The organism is Pediococcus parvulus (assembly GCF_964063155.1).
Taxonomy (GTDB): domain Bacteria; phylum Bacillota; class Bacilli; order Lactobacillales; family Lactobacillaceae; genus Pediococcus; species Pediococcus parvulus.
Window position 1 is genome coordinate 21,176 of sequence record NZ_OZ061293.1, and the last position, 23,375, is coordinate 44,550.

The 23,375-nt window shown below is 38.5% G+C and carries 25 protein-coding genes and 3 pseudogenes; 21 read left to right on the forward strand and 7 right to left on the reverse strand.

Annotation, left to right across the window (positions count from 1 at the left end; translation table 11 throughout):
* Positions 1-23: 23 nt before the first annotated feature.
* From AB3217_RS10610 to AB3217_RS10620, 3 genes are all read right to left on the reverse strand, one after another.
* A complete protein-coding gene (locus AB3217_RS10610) occupies positions 24-245 on the reverse strand; it encodes an MFS transporter (protein WP_080945476.1) in 222 nt (73 codons plus the stop codon).
* A 551-nt stretch (positions 246-796) separates the two neighbouring features.
* Positions 797-1,165, reverse strand: a complete 369-nt coding sequence (locus AB3217_RS10615) for a DUF5388 domain-containing protein (RefSeq protein WP_020090532.1) — start codon at positions 1,163-1,165, stop codon at positions 797-799.
* 2 nt (positions 1,166-1,167) lie between these two features.
* Complete coding sequence (locus AB3217_RS10620) at positions 1,168-1,974, reverse strand: ParA family protein (protein ID WP_035168925.1); 807 nt, start codon at positions 1,972-1,974, stop codon at positions 1,168-1,170.
* An 836-nt stretch (positions 1,975-2,810) separates the two neighbouring features.
* Here AB3217_RS10620 and AB3217_RS10625 point away from each other — a divergent pair.
* The 9 genes from AB3217_RS10625 (at position 2,811) to AB3217_RS10665 (ending at position 8,891) form a co-directional block, all read left to right on the forward strand.
* Positions 2,811-3,089, forward strand: coding sequence for a BRCT domain-containing protein (locus AB3217_RS10625; protein WP_020923847.1), 279 nt, complete (start codon positions 2,811-2,813; stop codon positions 3,087-3,089).
* A gap of 191 nt (positions 3,090-3,280) precedes the next feature.
* Positions 3,281-3,439: a hypothetical protein gene (locus AB3217_RS10630; RefSeq protein ID WP_319077531.1), complete on the forward strand. Its 159-nt coding sequence runs from the start codon at positions 3,281-3,283 to the stop codon at positions 3,437-3,439.
* Between the two features lie 110 nt (positions 3,440-3,549).
* Positions 3,550-3,987 (forward strand): MarR family winged helix-turn-helix transcriptional regulator, encoded by a 438-nt coding sequence (locus AB3217_RS10635; protein ID WP_367366139.1) that lies wholly within the window; start codon positions 3,550-3,552, stop codon positions 3,985-3,987.
* Between the two features lie 537 nt (positions 3,988-4,524).
* Positions 4,525-5,331, forward strand: a complete 807-nt coding sequence (locus AB3217_RS10640; RefSeq protein WP_281165971.1) for a ParA family protein — start codon at positions 4,525-4,527, stop codon at positions 5,329-5,331.
* A 13-nt stretch (positions 5,332-5,344) separates the two neighbouring features.
* Positions 5,345-5,593: a hypothetical protein gene (locus tag AB3217_RS10645; RefSeq protein WP_281165970.1), complete on the forward strand. Its 249-nt coding sequence runs from the start codon at positions 5,345-5,347 to the stop codon at positions 5,591-5,593.
* Positions 5,594-6,195: 602 nt separating this feature from the next.
* Entirely contained in the window at positions 6,196-7,284 is a 1,089-nt protein-coding gene (locus AB3217_RS10650; RefSeq protein ID WP_367366140.1) for a replication initiator protein A, read from the forward strand.
* Between the two features lie 416 nt (positions 7,285-7,700).
* Complete coding sequence (locus tag AB3217_RS10655) at positions 7,701-7,982, forward strand: type II toxin-antitoxin system RelB/DinJ family antitoxin (RefSeq protein WP_010014831.1); 282 nt, start codon at positions 7,701-7,703, stop codon at positions 7,980-7,982.
* Positions 7,983-8,028: 46 nt separating this feature from the next.
* Positions 8,029-8,214, forward strand: coding sequence for a hypothetical protein (locus AB3217_RS10660; RefSeq protein WP_010620892.1), 186 nt, complete (start codon positions 8,029-8,031; stop codon positions 8,212-8,214).
* Positions 8,211-8,891, forward strand: a complete 681-nt coding sequence (locus AB3217_RS10665; protein ID WP_367366141.1) for a zeta toxin family protein — start codon at positions 8,211-8,213, stop codon at positions 8,889-8,891. Before AB3217_RS10660 ends, AB3217_RS10665 begins: the two co-directional genes overlap by 4 nt.
* Here the strand turns inward: AB3217_RS10665 and AB3217_RS10670 are convergent.
* Both AB3217_RS10670 and AB3217_RS10675 read right to left on the reverse strand, forming a co-directional pair.
* Positions 8,881-9,159: a hypothetical protein gene (locus AB3217_RS10670; RefSeq protein WP_057707345.1), complete on the reverse strand. Its 279-nt coding sequence runs from the start codon at positions 9,157-9,159 to the stop codon at positions 8,881-8,883. The two genes, AB3217_RS10665 and AB3217_RS10670, sit on opposite strands and share 11 nt — an antisense overlap.
* A gap of 22 nt (positions 9,160-9,181) precedes the next feature.
* On the reverse strand, positions 9,182-9,409 hold the full coding sequence (locus AB3217_RS10675; protein WP_003555660.1) for a hypothetical protein: 228 nt from the start codon (positions 9,407-9,409) through the stop codon (positions 9,182-9,184).
* Between the two features lie 251 nt (positions 9,410-9,660).
* Between AB3217_RS10675 and mobQ the strand changes: the two genes are divergently transcribed.
* The 6 genes and pseudogenes from mobQ to AB3217_RS10705 all read left to right on the forward strand — a co-directional run bounded on the left by mobQ (position 9,661) and on the right by AB3217_RS10705 (position 16,014).
* The gene (mobQ, locus tag AB3217_RS10680) at positions 9,661-11,721 is read left to right on the forward strand and encodes a MobQ family relaxase (RefSeq protein WP_367366142.1); all 2,061 of its coding nucleotides are present in this window, start codon (positions 9,661-9,663) and stop codon (positions 11,719-11,721) included.
* A pseudogene (locus AB3217_RS10685) lies at positions 11,696-13,351 on the forward strand (DNA topoisomerase). The gene mobQ and the pseudogene AB3217_RS10685 overlap by 26 nt, the downstream one beginning before the upstream one ends.
* 121 nt (positions 13,352-13,472) lie before the next feature.
* Positions 13,473-13,688: a hypothetical protein gene (locus tag AB3217_RS10690; protein ID WP_004466187.1), complete on the forward strand. Its 216-nt coding sequence runs from the start codon at positions 13,473-13,475 to the stop codon at positions 13,686-13,688.
* A 3-nt stretch (positions 13,689-13,691) separates the two neighbouring features.
* A complete protein-coding gene (locus AB3217_RS10695) occupies positions 13,692-14,804 on the forward strand; it encodes an ArdC-like ssDNA-binding domain-containing protein (RefSeq protein WP_324614406.1) in 1,113 nt (370 codons plus the stop codon).
* 46 nt (positions 14,805-14,850) lie between these two features.
* Positions 14,851-15,354 (forward strand): type 1 glutamine amidotransferase domain-containing protein, encoded by a 504-nt coding sequence (locus tag AB3217_RS10700; protein WP_003561273.1) that lies wholly within the window; start codon positions 14,851-14,853, stop codon positions 15,352-15,354.
* A 231-nt stretch (positions 15,355-15,585) separates the two neighbouring features.
* Positions 15,586-16,014 (forward strand): annotated as a pseudogene (locus tag AB3217_RS10705) (Spx/MgsR family RNA polymerase-binding regulatory protein).
* 529 nt (positions 16,015-16,543) lie between these two features.
* Here the strand turns inward: AB3217_RS10705 and AB3217_RS10710 are convergent.
* A complete protein-coding gene (locus AB3217_RS10710; RefSeq protein ID WP_367366143.1) occupies positions 16,544-17,803 on the reverse strand; it encodes a cytochrome P450 in 1,260 nt (419 codons plus the stop codon).
* A gap of 797 nt (positions 17,804-18,600) precedes the next feature.
* Between AB3217_RS10710 and AB3217_RS10715 the strand changes: the two genes are divergently transcribed.
* On the forward strand, positions 18,601-19,626 hold the full coding sequence (locus tag AB3217_RS10715; protein ID WP_367366144.1) for an IS30 family transposase: 1,026 nt from the start codon (positions 18,601-18,603) through the stop codon (positions 19,624-19,626).
* A 113-nt stretch (positions 19,627-19,739) separates the two neighbouring features.
* Complete coding sequence (locus AB3217_RS10720) at positions 19,740-20,189, forward strand: DUF305 domain-containing protein (protein ID WP_367366145.1); 450 nt, start codon at positions 19,740-19,742, stop codon at positions 20,187-20,189.
* A gap of 57 nt (positions 20,190-20,246) precedes the next feature.
* Here the strand turns inward: AB3217_RS10720 and AB3217_RS10725 are convergent.
* Positions 20,247-20,606: pseudogene (locus AB3217_RS10725) on the reverse strand (hypothetical protein); the annotation flags it as partial.
* Between the two features lie 163 nt (positions 20,607-20,769).
* Here AB3217_RS10725 and AB3217_RS10730 point away from each other — a divergent pair.
* From AB3217_RS10730 to AB3217_RS10745, 4 genes are all read left to right on the forward strand, one after another.
* A complete protein-coding gene (locus AB3217_RS10730; RefSeq protein WP_003561746.1) occupies positions 20,770-21,945 on the forward strand; it encodes an IS256-like element IS1310 family transposase in 1,176 nt (391 codons plus the stop codon).
* Between the two features lie 268 nt (positions 21,946-22,213).
* A complete protein-coding gene (locus tag AB3217_RS10735) occupies positions 22,214-22,423 on the forward strand; it encodes a hypothetical protein (protein ID WP_367366146.1) in 210 nt (69 codons plus the stop codon).
* A 121-nt stretch (positions 22,424-22,544) separates the two neighbouring features.
* A complete protein-coding gene (locus tag AB3217_RS10740; protein ID WP_010579558.1) occupies positions 22,545-22,763 on the forward strand; it encodes a hypothetical protein in 219 nt (72 codons plus the stop codon).
* A complete protein-coding gene (locus AB3217_RS10745; protein ID WP_020090529.1) occupies positions 22,763-22,939 on the forward strand; it encodes a hypothetical protein in 177 nt (58 codons plus the stop codon). Before AB3217_RS10740 ends, AB3217_RS10745 begins: the two co-directional genes overlap by 1 nt.
* Positions 22,940-23,375 lie beyond the last annotated feature (436 nt).

Genomic DNA, 23,375 nt, shown 5'->3' on the forward strand with positions numbered 1-23,375 from the left:
AAAGTTAATGGCTAGCTCCCAGTTCAACTTTTTAATGGCTTACGATCTGTCAACAAAGCACTTGGTGACAGAATCAAAACAATCACCGCTCCTACTAAGTAGGTATGACTGAAGGCCTGGCTGATCTGTCGATTCTTAGTATGCTTAATTTTTCTCAAAGCTGTCGTTAAAGCTTCTTTTTGTGCCAATTGTTTGAGACCTACTAACAATTTTTTCTGACCCTGGCTTATTTTCTGATTACCCAAATTAATTTTTTGAGAAGCTACTGACAGTTTAGATATAGCGGTATTTTGATTTTCTAACTTGGTTAAGGTAAGTGCTAGTTGCTGGTTACCCGCTTTTAAGTTGTCAGTAGCTAGTGCTAACTTCTTCTGGGCTTGGTAGACCTGGTGAAGATCGGTTCCCTTTTGGGGCTATGGTAAATCAACTTGAGATTTGGCCGCTTGTTTAAGGGCACGTCTTAGGTTCGTCTGTTTGTTTTTAGTTGTTAATTTGGCTGATCCAGTAGTGGAAAATAGGCTGTTCAATTGTTGATGAGCCACTTTCTTTACAATCTACCATATAAACGCATTCTCGTGCATTGTTTGCTTATACGTGTATATAGTTGTCAAATACGTGCTATGATTGTGTATGTCCTAAATGGACACAAGCAACGCTCCTAAGCAAAGCCTGTATGTACTGATTTCAGAAAAGCCCTCTATTCCGCATAATAGAGGACTTTTTTGTGTGCATTCTGCTTAATTTAAACGGACAAGTATACGTCTAAAAGCTGAACGTGTTGTCTGAGAGCGCGATATTATTTTCCCCTAGTTCGGGCGTCTCTACTCTCCAGAATATCTAATTGAAAAGTAAATTTTCGCTTGTCTTCAGCGTCTAAAGAATCAATGAGATAGTCTAATGCGTTATCAATGGCATCTTTTTGAGATTTATATAGACCAATTCCAGATAAAGCTTCCGCTTTGTTCTTAATATGGTTGTTGATTCTAACGTTAGCATAAAAAGTAACAGAATCTGCAACGCTTTTTCCCGGTTTTGATGGTTTGCCATTATTACTTTTAAGATCATCTGTAGTAAAGGTGTTTTTGGGTTTGATATCTTGTCCACGATCAAGTGGGTCCGTCTTTGGTTGTTTTTTTAGATTGGGATTGTTTAATAATCCGCTCATTCCTATTCACCAGCCATTCTGCTAAATATTTCATCAGTAACGTTGGAGTATACGTCTTGAACTGCTTTATCAAACTGATCTTTAAATGTCACCCCGGTTACATCATATCGTTTTAAGCGTTCCATATTTTTAATTGTTATGTCAAAAATATTTTCTTTACCAAATATATCAATTGCTTTAGCTAAGGTGCTCTTATCGACAGGGGCACCATTTTTCAGCAAAACCGGCAATATTCCTAGTAAATCTAATGTCGGAGCGTGGAATTCATTGATAATTTGATCTTGCATGTATTTGATGAATGCCTGGGCACCCTGAAGCGATCTTTCCTGAGTTTGAAGAACGACAATCACGTAGTCTGTCATATATAATGCGGTATCTGTGATTAGGCTAATTGTAGGTGGAACGTCTACCAACAAGTAGTCATAGTCATCTTTCCACGGATTTATTAAGGTAGACAAGTATTTTACACGATCGGTGTAGTCAGAAATTATATTCTCCATATATCTAGGATATAAAGAAAAGTCAGCTGAGGATGGAAGAATATCTAAATTTTGGATTACGTTGATGATAGCTGGTTTGAGGTTTTTGTTTTTAATTGCGGTCATCAAGGTTTCATCAAAAGAAGTTACTTCACCGCCGACGTTATTTTTAGTTTTTAAATATAAATTAGTGGCGTTAGCTTGAGGATCCAAATCTATTAATAGTGTTTTATACCCACGACGTGCCAACTCGATACCAGTCATTGTACTATTAGTTGTCTTGCCAGTCCCGCCTTTAAAGTTTGAAAATGTTATGACTTTGCTATCCAAAATATCACCTCATAAATATGTAGTGTAATGCTCTTAAAGCATAGCACAAAAATTAGTACATGTATACAAATACAAGTGTGTAAAAGTAAAAATGTATACATGAGCTCTATGCAGACTGCAATAGAGGCATTTTGAATGAGTATACAAATACTAATTTTTACATTAGTATTTGTACTAATGTAAAAATGTATACATTTTTTAAAAAAGTGTTGATTTCTTTTATTGAGAGAAATACAATTGTACTTGTAAGTGAATACAAAAAAACACCCACCGACTGGAATCGGTGAGCGCCACATAAAAGTCAGCTTGTTTAATGACTATTATATCATGGCCGGTGCGATTTTTAAAGCCCTAGGGGACAAGCTGGGGTCTAAATCTAAGGGGACACGTTTGCCAGTGCGACTTCAATAAGTCTGGCTATACCACAACAAGGTTATCTGTACGGCTGGGTGGTGAATGGTGAGCGCGACCATTAACGGCGCGGGTGGTAAAACGAAGCTTAGGCTTGGTGCCATTGATTAGTTGGTGATCGAACAAAAATAAATACGTATTGCCAACGCCTACTAGGGCGTTTTTTAGTAGGCTAAACCGAAAACGTAGGTTTATAATGAGTGGTGGTAGCAATACCGCAATTGTACAGACAAGCGACGGGCGTTAACGACCGACGAACTAGGGGGAAACCTTAGCATAGAATTGCACTCTGGTTCAGTTATTCCAAATAACTGTTTCCAGGGAACAATTCTGCGCTCAAAACGTCACTCCCTCTAAACTGAATGGAAAACCATAACCCGTCAAGTCAAAACCAACATTAGAATCAAGAAAGTTGATGATTTAAAATGCTTGATTTAAGAGATTGTGAGATTGCTTTTACCGGACGTCTAACTACCATGACTCGGGATCAAGCTTTTAGTTTGGCGAAAGTCTTTGGGGCGAAACCACAAAATTGGGTTACGAAACAGACAGATTATTTAGTGGTTGGGTTAATTGAGACGGCTTTAGGTGAGGAGCCCATCACAAAAAAGTTATTGACGGGAACACCAACGATTTCAGAACGGGATTTTTTGGACTGGTGTCAGGCACGATTGGCGCAATGGTCTAGGAGTTTGGGCGGTTAAATTCACAAAGTGAGTTGGTAGATTGCAAATTTGTCCAAAAATTCGGATTAAATTTGCAATCTACCATTTGATATTAAAAAAATTGGCTTTTTATATAATTTTTATAGTGTATCTCTTAATAAGGTGGTCATATAAAAAAGAAAATCAACCTTCAATGCATATTATTAACATTTCTAACGTTCACAATGGGTTTGAGTCAATTTATTATAATAGGAATTATAAATAATTTATCGACAGATTTTAGAGTTTCTATTAACCCAAGTCAATCAACGATGCCTGCTAAGCCGGTTCAGGATGGTCAAGCAACGGCTACTAATTTTGTGGATCAATGGTTGGCTCAAACTGATTAAACTGATCAATGACATATGACACTGAGTGGCTTATTACTATTAGTCATGAGTAGTTTGTTAGGACTCTTCGGAATGACTAAGCGGCAGCAAAAAGAATAGGATGATATTATATGCTAAATCATCAGCAAATTAAGAACCAGTTTGAGAGCTTAGCAACCCTGCAAGCTATTCAGAAACAGGCATACCAGATGTTAGCGCAAGGATTGGCCAAAACTGATTTTTCAATGCGTGAGTGGGGAATATTAGTCTATCTTGAACAACATGGGCAAGCTACTGCTAGTGAATTAGCTGATGCATTCATTGTTACGCGCACACTAATTTCCAGGAATACTTGGCGATTGATTCAAGATAATTTAATTCAATCACAAGTGAATCCAAATGATCGACGAATTGTTCGGCTAACTTTGACTGTTAATGGCCAAGAAAGAGTCCAAAAGGTTTTTCGGCAAGTGCAAGCGAACTTAAAAACTTTCGACCAGAGTCACAATCTGGAGAAGTTGACTAAACAAGTGGAAGCTTTGTTACAACAACTTGCTAGGATAAATTAAAGCTTTTTCAAAATAAGTCAAGATGCATTAATGTAAATAAAGATCAGTCTGTTAAAATCTTTGGGTTTTGGCAGATCGGTCTTTTGTTGAAGTGAAGCAAATTTAAACATTAAGATTATTTTTGGCTCGTGACAATAATCATTTTGTATACCCAAGTAATTAATCGAGCGTTGCAAGTGGCAAAGTTTCTCACCATTAAAAAAGCTTAGATATATTTAGATACAAATTTTTTGACGTTTTGAATATGTGATAATTAAAGTGTTTAAATTAGTATTTTCAATTATAATACTCATACGCGTGGTGCTAGTTAAATTTAGACAGCAAAAAAGCCTGACGGTTTACACTTAAAGCAATCTATAGTAAAGAAGTGTTAAGCATATCAGACTAGTTTAAGCCTTATCAGCCGGGAATGAGTGCTGTTGATATTGCCGAAGTACATGATTAAAGCGGCCAAAATCGTTACGTTAATTATTTAATAAATTGTTTATTTGTTTGCCTGATAATGATATAATTAAGCTAGATGAAGGAGGCATCAAGATGAAGATTATTACTTTTACTGCTATCAAGGGTGGTGTCGGTAAAACAACCTTGACTTTGAATTATGGTGATTGGTTAGCTAAAAATGGTAAGAAGGTTCTATTAATCGATTTAGACCATCAGTGCAATTTAACAACCGTTTTTGAAAAGACACGACGAAACAATACCATCGCTGAAGCATTCAAAGAAGACAATAATGCTCAAAAAGTAAAAATTGACAGTGTCGGACCAAATCTAGATTTAATCGCCGGTTTTATAGACCTAGATGTTTTAGGAAGTTATCTAGAAAATAACAGTAACAAAGAAATGATGTTGTTCATGTGGTTTAAAAACAACTCCGATTCATTAAGCTTAACCGACTATGACTATATCTTAATTGATACACACCCAGATTTTAGCACCATCACTAAAAATGCTATTGCTATCAGTAATTACCTTCTTAGTCCCATCACACCCAGTGAACATGGCTACAATGCTAAGTTTGATCTAGAAACACGACTCGAAAAATTCAGAAAATCACTTTTTGATTATCGAACTGGCGAAACTTACGTAGACGCAAAGCTTTTCTTTATCGGCAATATGATTAGACATAATACAAGCATGTCTCGCGATTTGCTCAAACACATAGAAGGCGATGAAACAGTCGCGACTATAATTCCTGAAAGAGAGCTCTTTAATAAAGCTACTGCAAAGCACGCTTCAATATTTGAATTAGCCAATCATGATGAATCCATTTTAAAGCAAAATCAAAAGTTCATAGAACACGCCGATCATCTTTTTCAAGAATTAGCAAATAAAACCAAGTAAGGAGAGTTAGATTATGAGTTTAGATTCATTCAACCACAAAAAAGACGAAGAAATGAGAGAAAGTTACGAGACTACGTTGAAAGACAACAAGAAAGATGCAGTCGCATTTTTGAAAAATATCAGTCGAAAGGAAGTAGAGCGTAAGCGATCAGTGACCTTCTCAATTACTGAAAGTCAACTTAAAAAAATGGATGTGGCTGCCCGAAAAAACGGATTTAAAAATCGTTCAGAATTCTTAGCTTCAATCATAGATGCAATTTAGTAGTTAAATAAATAATTAGCCAAACAAGTAAATACACAATTTATTTGTTTGGCTAATTTGTATTTAGGTAAAATCTAGTAAAGTGCACTGAACCAAATACGGTTGCCTGTAGGTAAGCGCTATGCTAGACTAAGATTAATTTAACAATCGAATAAAGAGATCAAGCTAAACAGAAAAATCCCCGATTCACGAGGAATCAGGGATTTTAGGTTTAGAAAGTAGCTAATAGAGAGCCACTTAGATTCAGACGATTTAGACCGCCAAGTTAAAATCGTCTGAACATTGTTCTTAATTTGTAGGTTAATTATACCGCAAACCAGTCCTATGGGACAAGTGAAGGATAGTTAAAAACAAATTAAACCCAATGGACTAAGTAGCTAACCAATGCTATTTAGTCCATTTTTGTTGTTAGAAATTAAAAAAGTTGCCGTATGGGCAACCCAGAATAGACACATGCCGGTGAATTTACAAAGCCGATCACGTCCAATGTTCGCTTTGTAATTCAGTTAAAGCATACCAGACTTGTATTTTAAAACAAGTCAGATGTTTTAGCAACTCTCTTTTAAGACAGCGTGTGTCAGTTAAGAAAGGGAGCTTTTATTATGGATCAATCAAATTTCAACTTTACAAATGCTAAAAGGGCATATGAAGTAAAGTTCTACGCTTTGCCGCAGATCTTACTCCAAGGAGAAAAATATAAGGATCTTAGCGATAGTGCCATTTTACTTTATTCGGTGTTACGCGATCGTCTAAGTTACTCACTGAGCAATAATTGGGTTGACGAAAATAACAACGTATATTTCATATACACAAACAATGAACTAAAAGATTTACGAAACTGGTCAAATAATAAAATCAATAAGATTAAACACGAATTAATGGACGCAAAACTTTTGTATCAAAAACATATGGGTTTTAATCCAAGATCAGGCAAAAACGAACCAAATAGATTATATTTGGCAGATTTGGAAGTAACAGCAAAAGACGTTTATATTAAGCGAGAGCCATTAAAATCGCCTGAATCCCTTGGTACAAGCGGACTTCTCAAAAAGAGAAACCCGCATGATACCGTTGAACCCCTTGGTACAAACGGACTTCTCAAAAAGAGAAAACCGCATGATACCGTTTCTGATACATCTGAATCCCTTGGTACAAGCGGACTTCTCAAAAAGAGACAAGATCTAGACTATACTAATAATTTAGATACTAATAGATACAATATAGATACTCAAAAGTTGGACTTTTCCACAGCCCATTTTTCACCAGCAGAAATTCAAAAGCAAAACCAGGATTTGGTGAACCATGCTAATGACTTCTTAACTGATGAAGACAGTGGCTTACCGGTTTTCTTAGAACCCGAAGCCGTGCAATTACTAAGTTTCTGGTGCCGCACTCCGCAACAAATGCGGCGCTTCATTGGCATTATCTTAAATGCTAAGTACCGAGTTGAAAAGGATCATCAAGATATTGGCGTCATAATCCCGCTTTACGACGAAGAACTAAAACCTTTGATGACTAAAGCCTTAAGACGCTACTTTAACGCCCTAAGAAGCAATGAAAAGCATATCAAGAACGTGGAGAACTACTTATACGGCACCATGCAAAACCTATTTGGGATTTGGTGGAATAAACAAGCGGCAAGAGAATATGTTGCTAAACACCCCGAGGAGCAGAACGCTGACAATGAATGATTTTAAAATCAAACGGCATATAAGCTCATTTAAGCCGTTTTAAGTGTTACATGCATAATTATATTAAAATCGCTTTAAAATCGCTTAGAAGCAAAAATAGACACCTTGAGTGGCTGAATTGGCGCTTGGTGGAATAAACAAGCGGCTAGAGAATATGCGGCCAAACACCCTAACGATGAGCGTGCTTAAAACTAAAAAGCTATATAAGGCCATTTAAGCTGTTTTAAACAGATAGAGCATAATTATATTAAACGAGTTTTAAAATGCGCTTACGGGCACTTTAGGAACGTTATATAAGTGCCATTGCGGAAAGGACAGCAAACTTAAATTCACAACTTTTAAAGAAGCAGGCTAATTGAGATGGTACTCAAAGATTAGTATAATGTGAGTAGTAATAAAAGGGGGGCGAGAAAATCATGGCAGTTAAGGAAAAGAAACGCGTACAAGTCCAGATTGACAAAGAATTGGCAGATAATACCGAAGCCGTTTTAAGCCAGTTAGGTCTAAACCCAACTACCGCGATCAATATGTTTTATAAGCGGATCGTAGCTGACGCAGCATTACCGTTTAAACCAGCCCTGAGCGAAGCCGAAAGAGCTAATTTAAGCCTTTTAAAGGCTACCAAAGAGACACCAGTAACAGAGTTCAAAGACGCTAAAGAAGTCGCTGATTGGCTCAATGATCCAGATGAGGACTAATGGCTTATCAGATTAAATAAATTAATAACTTGGAAGTGTGATGAACATGAAAGATACAATCACAATTAATGACTTTTTTGAAATTGCCAAAGAAACTGATTTAAAAGATTTACTTGATAAGTCATTACATGAGCCAGATCCAGAAAAGCGCAAAGTATATGACGCTTTATATACCTACTTTTTAGATAAAAGGCAAGATGAGGTTATTAAGCGAAAGGACTTTGTCCGTTGATAGATAAACCCCAATATATAATTGTTGCTGGTATTAACGGAGCAGGAAAAAGTACGCTATACGATACATTTCCCATCTTGTTTGACAAAACAAAACGGATTAACGCTGATGAACTTTTAAGACAAATGGGTGGCGATTGGCATAAAGATAGTGACAACTTAAAAGCCATGAAAGAAGAAATCAAACAACTACACTATGCTTTAGATCACCAGCAAAGTATTCACGTAGAAACAACACTGGCAGGTAGAGGCAAAGCTCAACTCAATATGATTGACAAAGCTCACAAAAATGGCTTTGAAGTGACTTTATTATATGTTGCTTTGCGAGATGAAAATTTAGCTATCCAAAGGGTCAACGAACGGGTACAAAAAGGTGGGCACGGTGTTCCAGTAGCAACGATCAAGAAACGTTATCAGCAATCCAAACATAATTTGCCATTGGTGGCCTTTAAATCTGATAAGGTCATGATCTATGATAATAGCGAAAAGTTTACCTCTGTTTATGCAAGAGAGAAGGGACAAGTTTTTAAAAACGATTTGAGGCATTTTCCTTGGATAAACCAAAATATTACTTATCCAGAAAAGGTGCAAAAGCAGTTACAAAATTTTGCAGATCAAAACCCAGAAGTAAAGCCTAAAAATGATCCAGAAAATAAAAACGATCGGCCTAGTTATTAGGTTGATCGTTTTTGAGTTTATTCGGTTTATGGGCGTTAACATAGTCAGCAAATGTTTTTAAAAGTTCTTCGGTTTGTTCGACCGAGAGGTTATTAGCTTGAAAGTACTTTTCTAATAAAGCCCCTTTTTGAATTAATCGGCGAGAACGGGCTTTGCGGGCTTGCCGATTTTCATAGTATTTAGATTGCCGTAATTTAAAATCTTCCCGCTCAATTTTTTGTTTTAAACGCGCTTGCTGCTCGACTAGTTTTTCATATTGATTAGACATGGAATTTCCCCATCTCGTATGGCTAATGATCTACGGACTTTACCTTTAAAAATTCAGAAAATTGCTTGGCTAAAAGCTTAATCTGATCGTTAGACAAATTAGCATAATCTAAATTGGCTTGACTGATGATTTGTTTACCTAGCCGTTGTTCAATCTTATTTTTTTCGTCCTTAATTTTTTGATTAAGGGCTTTTAATTTAGCTTCTTGTTTTTCTAAGTTACTTTGAGACATAACGATCCCTCCAATCATATTAGAAATAATCACCGACACTATATCATAAGGGAAACGTTAAGTCAAAGTATAAAAGTTGAAATAGCGAAGCGGAAGGCATACACTAAGTTAAAGTTAAGAGAATCAGAAGACCGAGTGAAACGAGGTCAATGCGCACTTACACGTCATCTTTGATGACGTTGTGCTAAACCCATTAAAACCTGTATTAGAAGTCGCCGATGGCGACAACAAAGTCAAACCCATAAAACCAAAGAAAGGTGGTGACCGACATGGCAATTTTTCACATGAGTTTTAGTAATATTAGTGCTGGTAAAGGACGAAGTGCGATTGCCAGTGCCGCTTATCGAAGTGGTGAAAAGCTATTTGATGATAAGGAAGGTCGCCACTATTTTTATGCCCGCTCGGTTATGCCAGAAAGCTTTATTTTAACCCCCAAAAATGCACCAGAATGGGCCAGTGATCGAGAGCAGTTGTGGAATGAAGTTGAAACGAAAGATCGTAAATCAAACTCACGGTATGCAAAAGAGTTTAACGTGGCTTTACCGGTAGAATTAAGTGAATCCGAACAGAAAGAATTACTGACAAAATATGTGCAAGAAAATTTTGTTGATGAGGGCATGGTAGCCGACGTGGCAATTCATCGCGACCACCCAGATAATCCGCACGCTCATGTGATGTTAACCAATCGCCCATTTAACCCCGATGGTACTTGGGGACAGAAAACAAAAACCGAATACATTTTAGATAGTCATGGTAATAAAACTAAGACCCCTGCAGGGAATGTGAGAAACCGAAAAATTTGGTTGGTTGATTGGGATAAAAAAGAAAAAATAACTGAATGGCGGCACAATTGGGCGGTTAGTGTAAATCAAGTTTTAGAGCAAAAAAATATTCCCGATCGGATCAGTGAAAAATCCTTTGAAGATCAAGGAATAAATGAAGTTCCAACTCAACATGAGGGAATCAATAGTAAGCGGCATGAAAGAAACGAATTTAACCAACAAGTTAAGGACTATCGCAAGGCCAAAGCCAGTTATAAAAATAACCAAGAAAAAGTAATCAATAGAGGTCATTTAGATAGCCTAAGTAAACACTTCTCGTTTAATGAAAAACGGGTAGTCAAAGAGTTAAGCCATGAACTGAAAACTTATATCAGTTTGGAGAACTTAGATGATAAGCGGCGCATGCTATTTAATTGGAAAAACAGCACCTTAATTAAACATGCGGTTGGTGAAGATGTGACTAAACAATTATTGACAATTAACCAACAAGAAAGCTCACTCAAAAAAGCAGATGAACTCTTAAATAAAGTAGTTGATCGCACTACGAAAAAACTTTATCCAGAGCTTAACTTTGAACAGACCATGCAAGCTGAAAGACGAGAATTAATTAAGGAAACCGATAGCGAACAAACAGTTTTCAAGGGTAGTGAATTAAACGAACGTTTAATGAATATTCGTGATGATTTGTTGACGCAACAATTATTGACCTTTACTAAGCGGCCATACGTTGGTTTTAAGTTATTAATGCAACAAGAAAAGGAAGTCAAAATCGAGCTTAAATATACGCTGATGATTCATGATGATAGCTTAGAAAGTCTAGAACACGTTGATCAAGGTCTACTAGAAAAGTATTCACCAACCGAGCAGCAAAAGATTACTCGCGCAGTCAAAGATTTGCGAACAATCATGGCCGTTAAGCAAGTCATTAAAACGCAATACCATGAAGTATTGAAAAGGGCCTTTCCCAAAGGCGATTTAGATGGATTGCCATTGATTAAACAGGAACAAGCCTATACAGCCGTGATGTACTATGATCCTGTTTTAAAGCCATGTCAGGCTGAAACAATTGAACAGTGGCAAGCAAATCCACCACAGGTGTTCAGTCCCCAAGAACATCAACAAGGACTAGCTTATTTATCGGGACAGCTTAGCTTAGATCAGTTAGAAAATCATCACTTACAACGGGTTTTAAAGCATGATGGCACTAAACAACTCTTTTTTGGCGAATGCAAAGCCGATCCGACGATTAAGAACAGTCAGATCGAGAAAATCCAAAAGCAGTTAAAAGGGCAACAAGCCAAGGACGACCAGTACAGAAAAGCAAATATGGGGCATTATCAACCGCTAAATTACAAGCCAGTTAGTCCAGACTATTACTTAAAGACGGCCTTTAGTGACGCGATCATGACTGTTCTATATGCTCGTGATGAAGATTACCAACGGCAAAAACAAGAACGCGGCTTAAAAGAAACCGAGTGGGAAATGACGAAAAAGCAGCGGCAACACCAAACCCGGAACCGGCATGAAGATGGGGGTATGCACTTGTAATCACAAAATTAGCGACTGGTTAATTGGTATGAATGGTAGCCCATAATGTATTTTATATTGATAAAAATTTGGTACGTAGAGCGTGCTCGATTAGTTACCTATAGCTGCCAACCTTGTATATGGTCTATCAAAGGGACCAGGCAATCAAACACTTTAAGCCGGAACCCTATTTTGAACTAAATGCTGAAATTCTTGCTAATCAGCAAAAATTCGTCGCAAAATTAGACCCCTATCAGCGATTTAAAGACGAAACAGGGCCAATAACATTCATGCGAGCTAAACACGTTCATAAAGGCTCGCAGGATGGTTTAATCAAGGACGTCCAAAAACAAGGCAAAAAGCGTGCTAGTCCCCAACTATTCTCACTATCCAGTCTCCAAAGTGCCATGAATAAACGTTATCACGCCAGTGCCAGCCAAACCTTAGCGGCCATTCAAAGTTTATATGAAGCCAAGTTGATGAGTTATCCCCGAACGGATTGTGCTTATATCACTGATGAAGAATTTGATTATTTAGTGGCTAATCTGACGAAGTATCTGGGTTTGGTCTCTAAGCCAGTCGCTTTAACCAATACCACTCCGAACAAACGCTATGTTGATGGGAAAAAAGTTGAAGAACACTATGCCATTATTATGACTAAAGTCGTGCCGACGAAAGAGAAACTAGCCAGCTTGCCTAAATTACAGCAACAAGTCTATGACCTGGTTTTAAGGACGACGTTAGCGATGTTTGCTGACCCGTACGAGTACGAAGAAACCACCATTATCACTCAGGTTGGCGACACCAATTTTAAAGCAACCGGTAAGGTCCCAACTAAGCAAGGCTGGCAAGCTCTATTTGATGATCACAAAGTCGACCAACAAGAGCAGCCACCCTACCGATCGTTCACCAAGGCGACCAAGTTCAAGCAAATCTGCAAACACCGCAAAAAGAAACGACACCACCGGTACCCTTTACCGAAGGTACCCTGATTACGGCCATGAAGACCGCCGGCAAAACGCTTGATGATGAAGAAGCCCAAGCAATTCTCAAAGATGTGCAAGGCATTGGGACAAGTGCGACCCGGGCTAATGTGCTAGAAGTGTTAAAGAAACGCGGCTATTTAGTTACTGAAAAGAATAAGCTCCACGTCAGTGAAGTCGGGATTACTTTATGTAAAGCGGTCGAACTCGAACCCTTGCTAACTAGTCCAGAAATGACAGCTAAATGGGAGCAAGCGTTACAGCAAATCAGTACCGAAGAACGCACTCCGGATAATTTTTTGAGCCAAATTAAGAAGTTTGTGGCGAAGTTGATTGCTGATGTTCCGACACAATTAACTGGCAGTGCGGCCATAAAGCAACAAATTAATCACCAACAGCAAGCGCAAAAAAACGCCGAGGTGTTCTTAGAAACACCGCAAGTAACTGTTTTAAACAAACAAAAGTTTTACATTGTGAAGCCTGAGCAGGGCGAAGACTTTACTCTACCCAAGAAATGGAGCGGTAAGACGCTCGGGAAGACCGTGATCAAAGCACTGGTCACCAAGGGGAAAACGAGCAAATTAAAGGGTTTCAAGAGTAAAAAAGGAAAGTCGTTTGACGCCAAGTTAAAGCTTGACGGCCATAAATTAAGTTTTGATTTTGATTAGAACCTGCCTACCGCCCTGCACTACGTTCCGGTTGGTGAACCCGTCATTTAGGTTCACTTTTACAACCCTAAAAGTAAACCCAAACAACGGGTGAGATTAACAAAGCAAAGGAGATCATAAAATGGATAATAAATTAGCAGTCATTGGGAGTGAATTACCAGTTTTACAGGCTAAAGGAACCTACAAGTATTTAAAAGAAATCACTGGTAACGGAGCCTATTATCAAGTGGCTTGGCAAAAATTAGCTGATGGCTACATCGCCCTTTATGGCACGACCCCGATTCAAATCAACGTAGCCCCTATATTGAATGATATTTTTGAAGATGAGGAGGGGTAGACAATGCCGAGTAAAGCAGACGTTAAAGCCTGGAAAGCACAATTAGTCGCCCAAGCCGAACAGCAAATCCTAAAATTAACTGATAGTGACCAATTTAAAAAGTATCTCAATACCCTGGCTAAATTTCATCGTTATAGCGCCAGAAACATTGATTTAATTTATGCGCAAAATCCTCAAGCCACTCAAGTCGCCGGTTTTAAGCAATGGCAGAAGGCTTTTAACCGCACCGTCAACCGGGGCGCAAAAGCGATTCGGATTGCGGCTCCGATTATTAAGAAGTTAACACCAGCCGAGAAAAAGCGTCTTGGTACCACCGATGAACGCGCCATTGTCGGTTACCGTTATCTACCCGTCTTTGATGTGGCACAAACTAGCGGTGAGCCAGTGTTAAGTGCTAAAGACTTTGTCAAAGAAAATTTGACCGATCATCAGAATGTGACAAGCTTGTATAACGCGTTCAAAGATTATTTAAACCAGCAAACCGACCTTAAAGTCAGTGAAGTGCCTTTAGCGACGCTAAATGGGGCTAAGGGGTATTTTCAACCCAGCACTAATGAAATCGTCATTGGTGGCGATGAGCCCGATAATGCTTTAAAATTGAAGACGTTATATCATGAATATGCGCATAGTCAGTTACATGGGTTAAAATCAGCCTTTAAAGATCGCCCGCGAGCCTATCAAGAAACGCAAGCCGAAGCGGTCGCATATGTTGCCATGCAAAATATTGGCGTTGATACCAGCAACTACTCACTCGGTTACGTGGCCACCTGGGCTAAAGATAAAGCCGTGATCCATAGTGCTTTAAGTGAGATCCAGCAAGTGAGCAACAAAGTGATTGAGCTTAGCGACGGGTTAACCAAACAATTAGGCTTACAAGAAGCCCAAAAAGAGCCTGAGCATGATCTAAAAAAGTTATCAGCCCATGATCTTAATAAGTCCTACCAAAGCTTGCAACAACAAATTCAACAAGTAACTACTCCACAACAGAAAGCGCAATTAAAATCTTTTTGTTGTATTTTATCAAGGGCATACTTTCGTACAGGGTCTGTCATGATTATTACCTATTTTTCTGAAGTTTATGATAGGCACAAAAAAGTGCGTTATTGTGGTCTATGATATATAGGTATATATTATATACTATAAGTAAAGGAGGAATTTTATTATGGCAAAATCAGTTGCAGTTTTGGTGACTAATCTAGTCGAAGACGTTGAATATACTGAACCTGTAGAGGCTCTTAAGTCTGCAGGACACGAGGTGACAACGATCAGCTTTGAAAAAGGCACTGTTGAAGGTAAACATGGTACTCAGATTAATGTTGATAAGTCCATTGATGAAGTGAATCCTCAAGACTTTGATGCATTGTTCATTCCAGGAGGATTTTCACCAGATCAATTACGTGCGGATCAACGGTTTGTCGAATTTACAAAGTTCTTTTTGGCAACTAACAAGTTAACGGCATCTATTTGCCACGGTCCACAATTAATGATTCAAACCGGGTTAGTGCAAGGTCGTACAATGACAGCATACTTAACTGTACAACCTGATTTGTATTATGCCGGTGCACGCATTGAAGACAAAGATGTTGTGATCGATGGTAATCTAATTACTAGTCGCGAACCAAAAGACATTCCAGCATTTAACGAGGCCTTCCTAGCAGCTTTATAATGTTGATGGTTGATAAGCATATAAACATGTACCAATTATAGCTTGACGAGTTTGGCTGCTTTAAAATAAATTTTTTAAACAGTTACCATTAAAGTAACTTAGTCCTCGTGTTAGTAGCACGGGGACTTTTTATATAGCATTTTTTAAACCTCCGTTGCGAAATTAAAATGAACTTATAATTCTAAAACATACTAATTAATAAAAGGCCAGTCACTGACCGATTTTTGGTTAGTGACTAGCCTTTTATTTTATTCATAACCAGGCTGCGCTTCATGTCGAAAAGCTAGAAATTGGTTAGATAAATATAATATAACTTATGAAGAACAAAATATTTTTCAACAACCTCCAACAACAGAAGAGATTGTAAAAATACTTAAATTAACAGAAAGAGGGACTGAAGAAATAATATCTAGGCGTTCCAGAGGTTATGGAAAGTTAAAGGAAAAACTAGCTGATTTAACATTGGGAGAGTTATGTAACCTTATTAATGAAGACCCCCACTTATTGAGACGGCCTATTATTGTTGACGAGAATCGTTTACAAGTCGGATACAATGAAGAAGATATTCGCAAATTTCTTCCCCATGAAATTAGAAAGGAAGAGTTTTTTGACATAATGCATGAAGATAAGCGACTTCGAACTGAAAATATAATAGAGTAGTTGAGTCATTTTCTGTGAACTATGATTTAGTTGGTGATAACAAGTCTAATAATGTTTTATTTCTGATCACTCACGTACTGTTCAACCCCTGTTTTGCTCATATGGTCTAAGGTACTCGTATAATAATCAGACGGGCACTACTTGACTATAGTTTTGACTGATCAGGAAAGCTGGCTGCAGCTGCACTTAAACAAATTGTGGTTTGTAGTGAAATTATTTTGATTAACCGTTTGTCTTTGACATCAGAAAAATGTATATTGCCACTATTACGGTTATAAGTTAGGTTGGTAATATGGTTAAAGTCGGCCAGGTATATAACTGTTGATATTGTAGCTGAGCCGTCAATTTAAACAATTCAGCTAAAAAATTAAATTAATTCTATGGAGACACAGTCTTAATTAAGCAAATCAATAAGGAATGGATGTAAGCTGATTCCTTCCTTTTGAGAGATGATTTATTCATTATACCCTCTCTTAAAAGTTGTCTCAGGAATCAGCTTACATCCAAATTGATCTTCAGACATATACTTTTACACTTTCGATAATAATACTTTACTTCTAGGGTAGGTAGGAAATTGATTCATCGGAATTGTCCAATCCTGAGCAGGGATGTCAAACTTATAATTGTTGACTAACTGATCACTAAATACTCGTAATGTTTGTAAAGTAATCCATTCTCCTGCACAACGATGCATTTCGCGAAAATCTCCACCTCCCTGAGCAATCATTTCATATTGTTCAGAATAGGAGATTTCCTTGGTACGGCCAACATAACGATCAACCCTAAAATCATCGGCATCTTTCATGTATCTTGTATCATGATTAGTCCCATAAATATCCAAAACTACCCAACTTTCCTTAGGAATTAAGTAACTATCAATCTCTACATCGTCGATACTGATGGCCGGAATCATAGGGAAAAAAGGATAATAGCGTCGTAATTCATTAATAAATGAATCTTGCAACTTGAAGAAGTCCGTTTTCAGAGCAATATAGTTATTATTCTGGCTAAACAGTGCATGTCCCATAAGAGCTATCCATACCGTGATAGCAACTGTTGGCCGAATAATATTTAATAGATCTACAGCTGCGGTTCTGAGTGGCAATAAATCTCCTTTTTCATCAGTAGCAGTTGAAAAAGCATAAAGGGCCAAATTCTTATCAGTTTCTAACGGAGCTTCACGTGCATTTTTTATCAGTTCTTGAGCCCATTCTTCAGCATTTTTTCTGCCAGTAAGCCCGTTGATGTGATCCGGAATCGACGTGACAGTTCCTTCAAACATAGCTACTTGGTCATCTTCTAGTTCAGTTATCTTATCACGAGAATAGTTTTCTAGATTGATACCAGCCCATGAGCAAATCGTTTTAAACAGCACGTCTTTAGTCAATGCATAAAGCTCAAAAGTTTCTTGTTGTTTATTTAAGGCGGTGATCAAATTCTTTTCTAATAATCTCTTATAATCGTCCAAACGCTCTGGTGTCATTAAATCCATAAATATTTTTTTCCGTTTATGATGGGCCTCACCATCCAGTGTTTGAACGCCCCCTTCACCTTGTAATGTCCTCAATATTGGTTTCGGCATGGCATTGCTGCGTTTGAAAAATCTTTTGTCATAGAAAATTTTGGCAGCATTTCTACCATATATAGCAATGATTTCCTGATTTAGAAAGTGCGCTTCTACAACAGGTGAATTCGCCTCTTTACGTAGTTTCGTCAATACTTCATAACCAGCATTATAAAGAGCTTTTAAATCGGCCAAGTGAACTTTCACTTCCGGTATCTTCTCCATTTATATCGCTCCCTTCATCTTCTCATAATCCTACTTTTGAATAATTTATAGAAAATTTGCATTCCTACAAGTATATTTGTACACCATTTATGTATTTCATTTCAAGGCATTGGTGTAATCTTTTTTTAATCTATCATATGATAAGTCATCAGCAAGCTAAGGCCCAGTTTATGGGCTTAGAAACAATGCAGGCTAGTCAGAAACAGTCACACCAGATGTTAGAACCTGTTTTTAATCTTTGTTAGACAGAATCCCTTTTGATATAAATTCATTAAAAAGGTGATTTTAGATGATTGGTTAACCTAGTGACATTACGCCTCAGCAATTTGGATTAATTCAATCTGATTTGGAAGCCGTACGTCAACGCACGCGACCACGCCAAGTGGCTCTCTACGAGATTTTTAATGCCATTCTCTATATTTTCTCCGTACCGTATCTCAATGGCGTCAGTTACCCCATGACTTCCCCAAGTGCCAAAAGGTTTAAGGTGAAGTCCTTAAACCTCACAATTGACAATAAGTATGCTATGCATAATGTTAGGAAACATGCATAAAGGAGTAATTGGAGTTCACCAAATAACAACAATAAATTAAAAAACTAAAAGCGCTAGTTGTGGTATTCATTAAACACTTATTTCCAAGCTCTTTTCTAGAGAGCGTAAAATATCTTGTGTAAATGCATAAAAGATTTCTGAAGCCGGATTTACAATGTAAGTGCAACACCTAAATAACTAGACCAAAAAGGCCATGAAGCCTTAAACTTATAAGTGACAAAACCAATAAGTTAGGACGGAATTCATGACCCAATCTAAAGATACCATCAAAAAATCTTATAAGCAACTATCAAGTGAGGAGCGTGGCCAAATCCAGAGTCTTTATGAAGATCATTATTCGATCAGAGCGATTGCTAAAAGATTAGCCCGCGATCCCAGCACGATCAGCCGTGAAATCAAGCGCGGCACCGTGACGCAAATGTCCAGTTATGGCGTTTATACCCAGCGTTATTTTGCCGATAGCGGTCAAATTCAATACGAACAACGCCTTTTAAATTGCCATCGCAAAAGTCTACTCGAACATAATCCGGAATTTTTTAACCAATTGACCACTGCGCTTAAGGCTAAGTTCCGAGTGCACAGTGTAGATAGCTTTGTCGGTGCTTATAAACGTCACCATCCAGCTGAATATTGCCCCGCAACACCCACTGTTTATCGCTACATTGATCGCGGGTTACTAGCTGTCGCCAATATCGATTTACCACAACAGGTCAAGCGTCACCAAAAGCACAGTACTGGTCGTGTACGCCAAAATAAAAAGATCTTGGGGACTTCAATTGAACAGCGACCAGTAGCGGCTAATGATCGTTCTGAATTTGGTCATTGGGAAGGTGATTTAGTCAAAGGCAAGCGAACCAGCGATCAACCGGCACTGCTCACCCTAACTGAACGAATGACGCGCTACGAAGTCGTGATCAGAATCCCCAACTATCAGGCTGAAACCTGTAAGGCTGCAGTTCAACAGTTTGTGAATAAACTTGATGCTGAGGTGGTTAAGTCACTCACTTTTGATAATGGTGCAGAATTTTCTGCGCTGAGTGAGGTCACTGGTACCAACCTATATTTTGCTCATCCTTATACGCCGTCAGAACGGGGCAGTAACGAACAGCTTAATGGGCTACTAAGAGAATTTATCCCTAAAGGTCAATCAATTACCAGTTTCAGTGATGATCATATTAAGCAAGCGACCGCGGCACTTAACCAACGGCCACGTAAACTATTTGGTTATAAATCAGCCAATGAATTCATGGCTGAGCAGCTACTCGCATGACCACCACCTAGACCACTTATAAGTGAAGTTTAGCAAGTGTTGCACTTGATTTGACAATTCGGGCATTTTTTTGTTATAGTCAAAATAAACCCAGCGAAAGCGAGGAGGACGTCATGAAACAATACACGAAATTTTTACTGATGATTCTTGTCTCTACAGTTATTATGTATGGGTTAATGTACCTTGATGTGTTCCAATTAGATGATATTTTTCTAAGCCAAACGCGAATGTATATGGCGCTAATTATGGGCGCCACCATGGCCATTGTAATGCTGTTATTCATGTGGTCAATGTATCAGAATAAACGTTTGAACCGCCTGATCCTACTTGGTAGTGCGGTGATATTTGCTGGCTCGCTTTATCTAGTTCGTAGCCAAGCGACCGTGCACGATGCAGCTTGGATGCAAGAAATGATCCCCCATCACTCGATCGCGATTCTAACCAGTGAACGCGCGCATCTCAGCGATCCGGAAGTCAAAGCCCTCGCACAGAAGATCGCTAAAACGCAACGTGAAGAGATCACGGAGATGAAACGATTATTGAAAAAAGTTGCCGATCAATAGCTGATAAAGAATAAGGAAGTTGACCAATCGGGCCAACTTCCTTATTTTTTAGGCTTATTAATCAACCGCAACGATCTGACCAGTCGCGATCGGTAACGTAACGTGTGCATCATAGTGGCCGACCATTCCGGCAACACTTTCTGGCAAGTGCACGTTAGCAGTCACGCCGTGAATATAGATCACGCGTTTTTCAAGGTGTAATTCCGACTCACCAAATGCTTTTTTAAAGTTAGCTTGTAGCTCACTTAATGGGACTTTCTTCTCATAAGTAAAATCACCGTGCTCATCCGCAGTTGGATAGCGGTCATGGGGAATATCCATATGTTCTGGGGCATCGTCAAAAGGTACCATCGTCGTCCCCGAAACGGCTTCAGTCTCCATGAGATCAACAAAACCATCTGCATTCGCATCCTGAGCAGCTACTCGCATGACCACCACCTAGACCACTTATAAGTGAAGTTTAGCAAGTGTTGCACTTGATTTGACAATTCGGGAAAGATTTCTGAATTGTATAGAAATAGGGAATGCCTTCCCTTATGATATTTAGTAACCACAGAAAACATCACAGGAGGCATTCCCCATGAATGAACTTACCACAGAAATTATCGCTGCACTAGCCCAAAAGCAAGATTTGGACGAAGTTTTTCGTCACCACCTCGAAATTGCGATTAACCAGCTGCTTCAAACCGAATTGGCAGAGTTTTTGGGTTACGAACGCTACTCATACGCTGGGATTAACACTGGTAATAACCGCAACGGCAGTTATGAGCGCTCGTTTGATACGAAGTACGGCCAACTTAACTTAACCATTCCTCGAGATCGCAATGGCCGGTTTGAAAATCATACCTTGCCAGCCTACGGTCGGCACAGTGATAATTTAGAAACAACGGTCATTCAGTTGTATACCAAGGGCATTACCACTGCTGAAATTGCCGAACTCATTGAGAAAATGTACGGTGCTCACTACTCCAAAGCCACGGTTTCCAACATGACTAAAGCCGTCAATGAACAGGTTCAAGCTTTCCAGCAACGTCGACTGGCTTCACAATATGCGGCCATCTTCTTAGATGCCACTTACTTGCCGTTAAAGCGGGATACCGTTCAAAAAGAAGCCGTTCATATTGCGATTGGCATTCGTCCAGATGGTACGAAAGAAGTGCTGAACTACCAAGTGGCGCCAACGGAATCGACTGGAATCTGGACTGAACTGCTGGGAACCTTGATCAAGCAGGGCGTTAAAGATGTGCTGTTGTTTGTGGCCGATGGGTTAGTTGGTTTGGATGAAGGCTTGAATCGGCATTTCCCTAAAGCCAAACGACAACGTTGCCTGGTTCATGTTGGGCGGAATCTGATGAACAAAGTTCGCGTAAAAGACCGCAAGGCCGTGATCAGTGACTTTAAACAAGTTCATCGGGCCGCCAACCGTGAAGCAGCCGAACTGAAACTGAATGAGTTCGCCAACAACTGGCATCAGACCTATCCCAAATTAATCAAAGATCTGCTTAAAATGCCGAATTTACTCACTTTCATGGACTTTCCACCAGCTATCCGGCAATCACTATACTCCACTAACCTGATTGAGAACTTTAATAAGCATCTCAAGCGCACCACCCACCACAAAGAACAATTTCCAACGGAAGATTCACTGGATCGCTTCCTGGTTTCTCAGTTTAATGTTTATAACGAGAAGTCTCTGAAGCGGATCCACCGAGGGTTCAAAGGACTCCAGGACACCTTGGAAGCATCATTTATTTAAGTTAGATACATATTATATGTACGAAGGCATTTCATTTACACAAGATTCTTGACGCTACCCGAAATTTATAATTAGAAACCTTTTTGGGGCAAATTACATGGATACTATTTCTTAGTTAAAATATGAGTCTAGTGACTATCGGTTGAAACTAAAGCAACTTTTTTGACAACGCTTACCAACATGCTGTAATCTTATTTAATATATAACAAATAATCTATATACTCTTTTCCATATCTAAAATCATATGATTAGGAAGATACAAGTATGAGTGATAGAAAATGCACGCGAAAAAGCTGGCCGGAAGGGCGGAAAAGCAACCGCTAAGTCACATGATAAAAATTTTTATGAGAAATTAGGAGAAAAGGGTGGCGAAAAGACCGCCAAGACACACGATAAAGTACCTATAACTGACAAAAAAGGTTTTCCAATTGTTATTATTAAAGAACATATATGTTTAGTCGTAAGAAAATTGCATTAACTTATGCTAAGAAGTGGTGTTGGAATATTGATATTGCTACTTAAGAGATTAACTTGGACTTTAACTTTACGATTAATTGACTAAAAAATTTACTTAATTGTAAATAATGGAGGTTATTGAAATGCCTTGGAATGAACAAAATTACCCACCATCAATGAAAAATTTGAAAAAAGTGGTTCGAAAAAAAGCTATTGAGATCGCAAATGCGCTTAAAGAAAAAAATTATGACGATAAGCGGGCCATTTCAATTGCTACGGAACAAGCGGAAAAATGGTATCAACATCGCTCTGATTTAAAAGACGACACTCCATTCAAGAAGAATTTAAGGAGGCATAGCTAATGATATCACTTTTGGAAAAACACCCAAACAAAATTACTCCTCATATACCAATAGAAAAGCCTAAAAAGCAATTACCACAAAGATTTCCAGTAAAGACTCCACCTGAAAATCCCCAAATAAATCCAGAAAAAATATACCCTGAAAAACAACCTGAAGAGCCGGTTAGGCGTGATTAATAAGCCGTTTATGTTAGATTACAAATTTAATCGGAATTTTCCAAGTGAATGCTTTTAATCTCATCAACAGCGTTGATGAGCCTGATTGATATTCATGATGCAGTGCATCGTGGTAACGATTACTCAACATGTGTACTGCTTTTAACACCCCAACTAATTTAACATTGAATTTATGCCTTAGCTCAGTGATTAGCTGGGCTTTTCTATGCCAAGACTTCGATTTTTCCAAGTATGCTACCCGTATTCGCAAAAGCTCGTTTTGAAGTTGTTTTAAAGTTTTGGGTAGTTCAATCTAAAATGGGTTGCCGTTACTGGATATGGGGCACTATGCTCTTATCGCCATTTGATAATATTTATTTTAAAGGAATAATCATCAGTGTCTTCTTACAACAACGCTTTAATGCTTGAATTTCAAAAATTTTAAATTGAGTGAGCT

Excerpts from the sequence above, each read along its gene's own strand:
- AB3217_RS10695 (WP_324614406.1), top strand. The coding sequence starts at position 13,692 with ATGCCGAGTAAAGCAGACGTTAAAGCCTGGAAAGCACAATTAGTCGCC.
- AB3217_RS10700 (WP_003561273.1), top strand. The coding sequence starts at position 14,851 with ATGGCAAAATCAGTTGCAGTTTTGGTGACTAATCTAGTCGAAGACGTT.
- AB3217_RS10710 (WP_367366143.1), bottom strand. The coding sequence starts at position 17,803 with ATGGAGAAGATACCGGAAGTGAAAGTTCACTTGGCCGATTTAAAAGCT.
- AB3217_RS10635 (WP_367366139.1), top strand. The coding sequence starts at position 3,550 with ATGCTAAATCATCAGCAAATTAAGAACCAGTTTGAGAGCTTAGCAACC.
- AB3217_RS10660 (WP_010620892.1), top strand. The coding sequence starts at position 8,029 with ATGAAAGATACAATCACAATTAATGACTTTTTTGAAATTGCCAAAGAA.
- AB3217_RS10690 (WP_004466187.1), top strand. The coding sequence starts at position 13,473 with ATGGATAATAAATTAGCAGTCATTGGGAGTGAATTACCAGTTTTACAG.
- mobQ (WP_367366142.1), top strand. The coding sequence starts at position 9,661 with ATGGCAATTTTTCACATGAGTTTTAGTAATATTAGTGCTGGTAAAGGA.
- AB3217_RS10670 (WP_057707345.1), bottom strand. The coding sequence starts at position 9,159 with ATGTCTAATCAATATGAAAAACTAGTCGAGCAGCAAGCGCGTTTAAAA.
- AB3217_RS10655 (WP_010014831.1), top strand. The coding sequence starts at position 7,701 with ATGGCAGTTAAGGAAAAGAAACGCGTACAAGTCCAGATTGACAAAGAA.
- AB3217_RS10715 (WP_367366144.1), top strand. The coding sequence starts at position 18,601 with ATGACCCAATCTAAAGATACCATCAAAAAATCTTATAAGCAACTATCA.
- AB3217_RS10615 (WP_020090532.1), bottom strand. The coding sequence starts at position 1,165 with ATGAGCGGATTATTAAACAATCCCAATCTAAAAAAACAACCAAAGACG.
- AB3217_RS10720 (WP_367366145.1), top strand. The coding sequence starts at position 19,740 with ATGAAACAATACACGAAATTTTTACTGATGATTCTTGTCTCTACAGTT.
- AB3217_RS10740 (WP_010579558.1), top strand. The coding sequence starts at position 22,545 with ATGCCTTGGAATGAACAAAATTACCCACCATCAATGAAAAATTTGAAA.
- AB3217_RS10650 (WP_367366140.1), top strand. The coding sequence starts at position 6,196 with ATGGATCAATCAAATTTCAACTTTACAAATGCTAAAAGGGCATATGAA.
- AB3217_RS10675 (WP_003555660.1), bottom strand. The coding sequence starts at position 9,409 with ATGATTGGAGGGATCGTTATGTCTCAAAGTAACTTAGAAAAACAAGAA.
- AB3217_RS10645 (WP_281165970.1), top strand. The coding sequence starts at position 5,345 with ATGAGTTTAGATTCATTCAACCACAAAAAAGACGAAGAAATGAGAGAA.
- AB3217_RS10745 (WP_020090529.1), top strand. The coding sequence starts at position 22,763 with ATGATATCACTTTTGGAAAAACACCCAAACAAAATTACTCCTCATATA.
- AB3217_RS10625 (WP_020923847.1), top strand. The coding sequence starts at position 2,811 with ATGCTTGATTTAAGAGATTGTGAGATTGCTTTTACCGGACGTCTAACT.
- AB3217_RS10730 (WP_003561746.1), top strand. The coding sequence starts at position 20,770 with ATGAATGAACTTACCACAGAAATTATCGCTGCACTAGCCCAAAAGCAA.
- AB3217_RS10640 (WP_281165971.1), top strand. The coding sequence starts at position 4,525 with ATGAAGATTATTACTTTTACTGCTATCAAGGGTGGTGTCGGTAAAACA.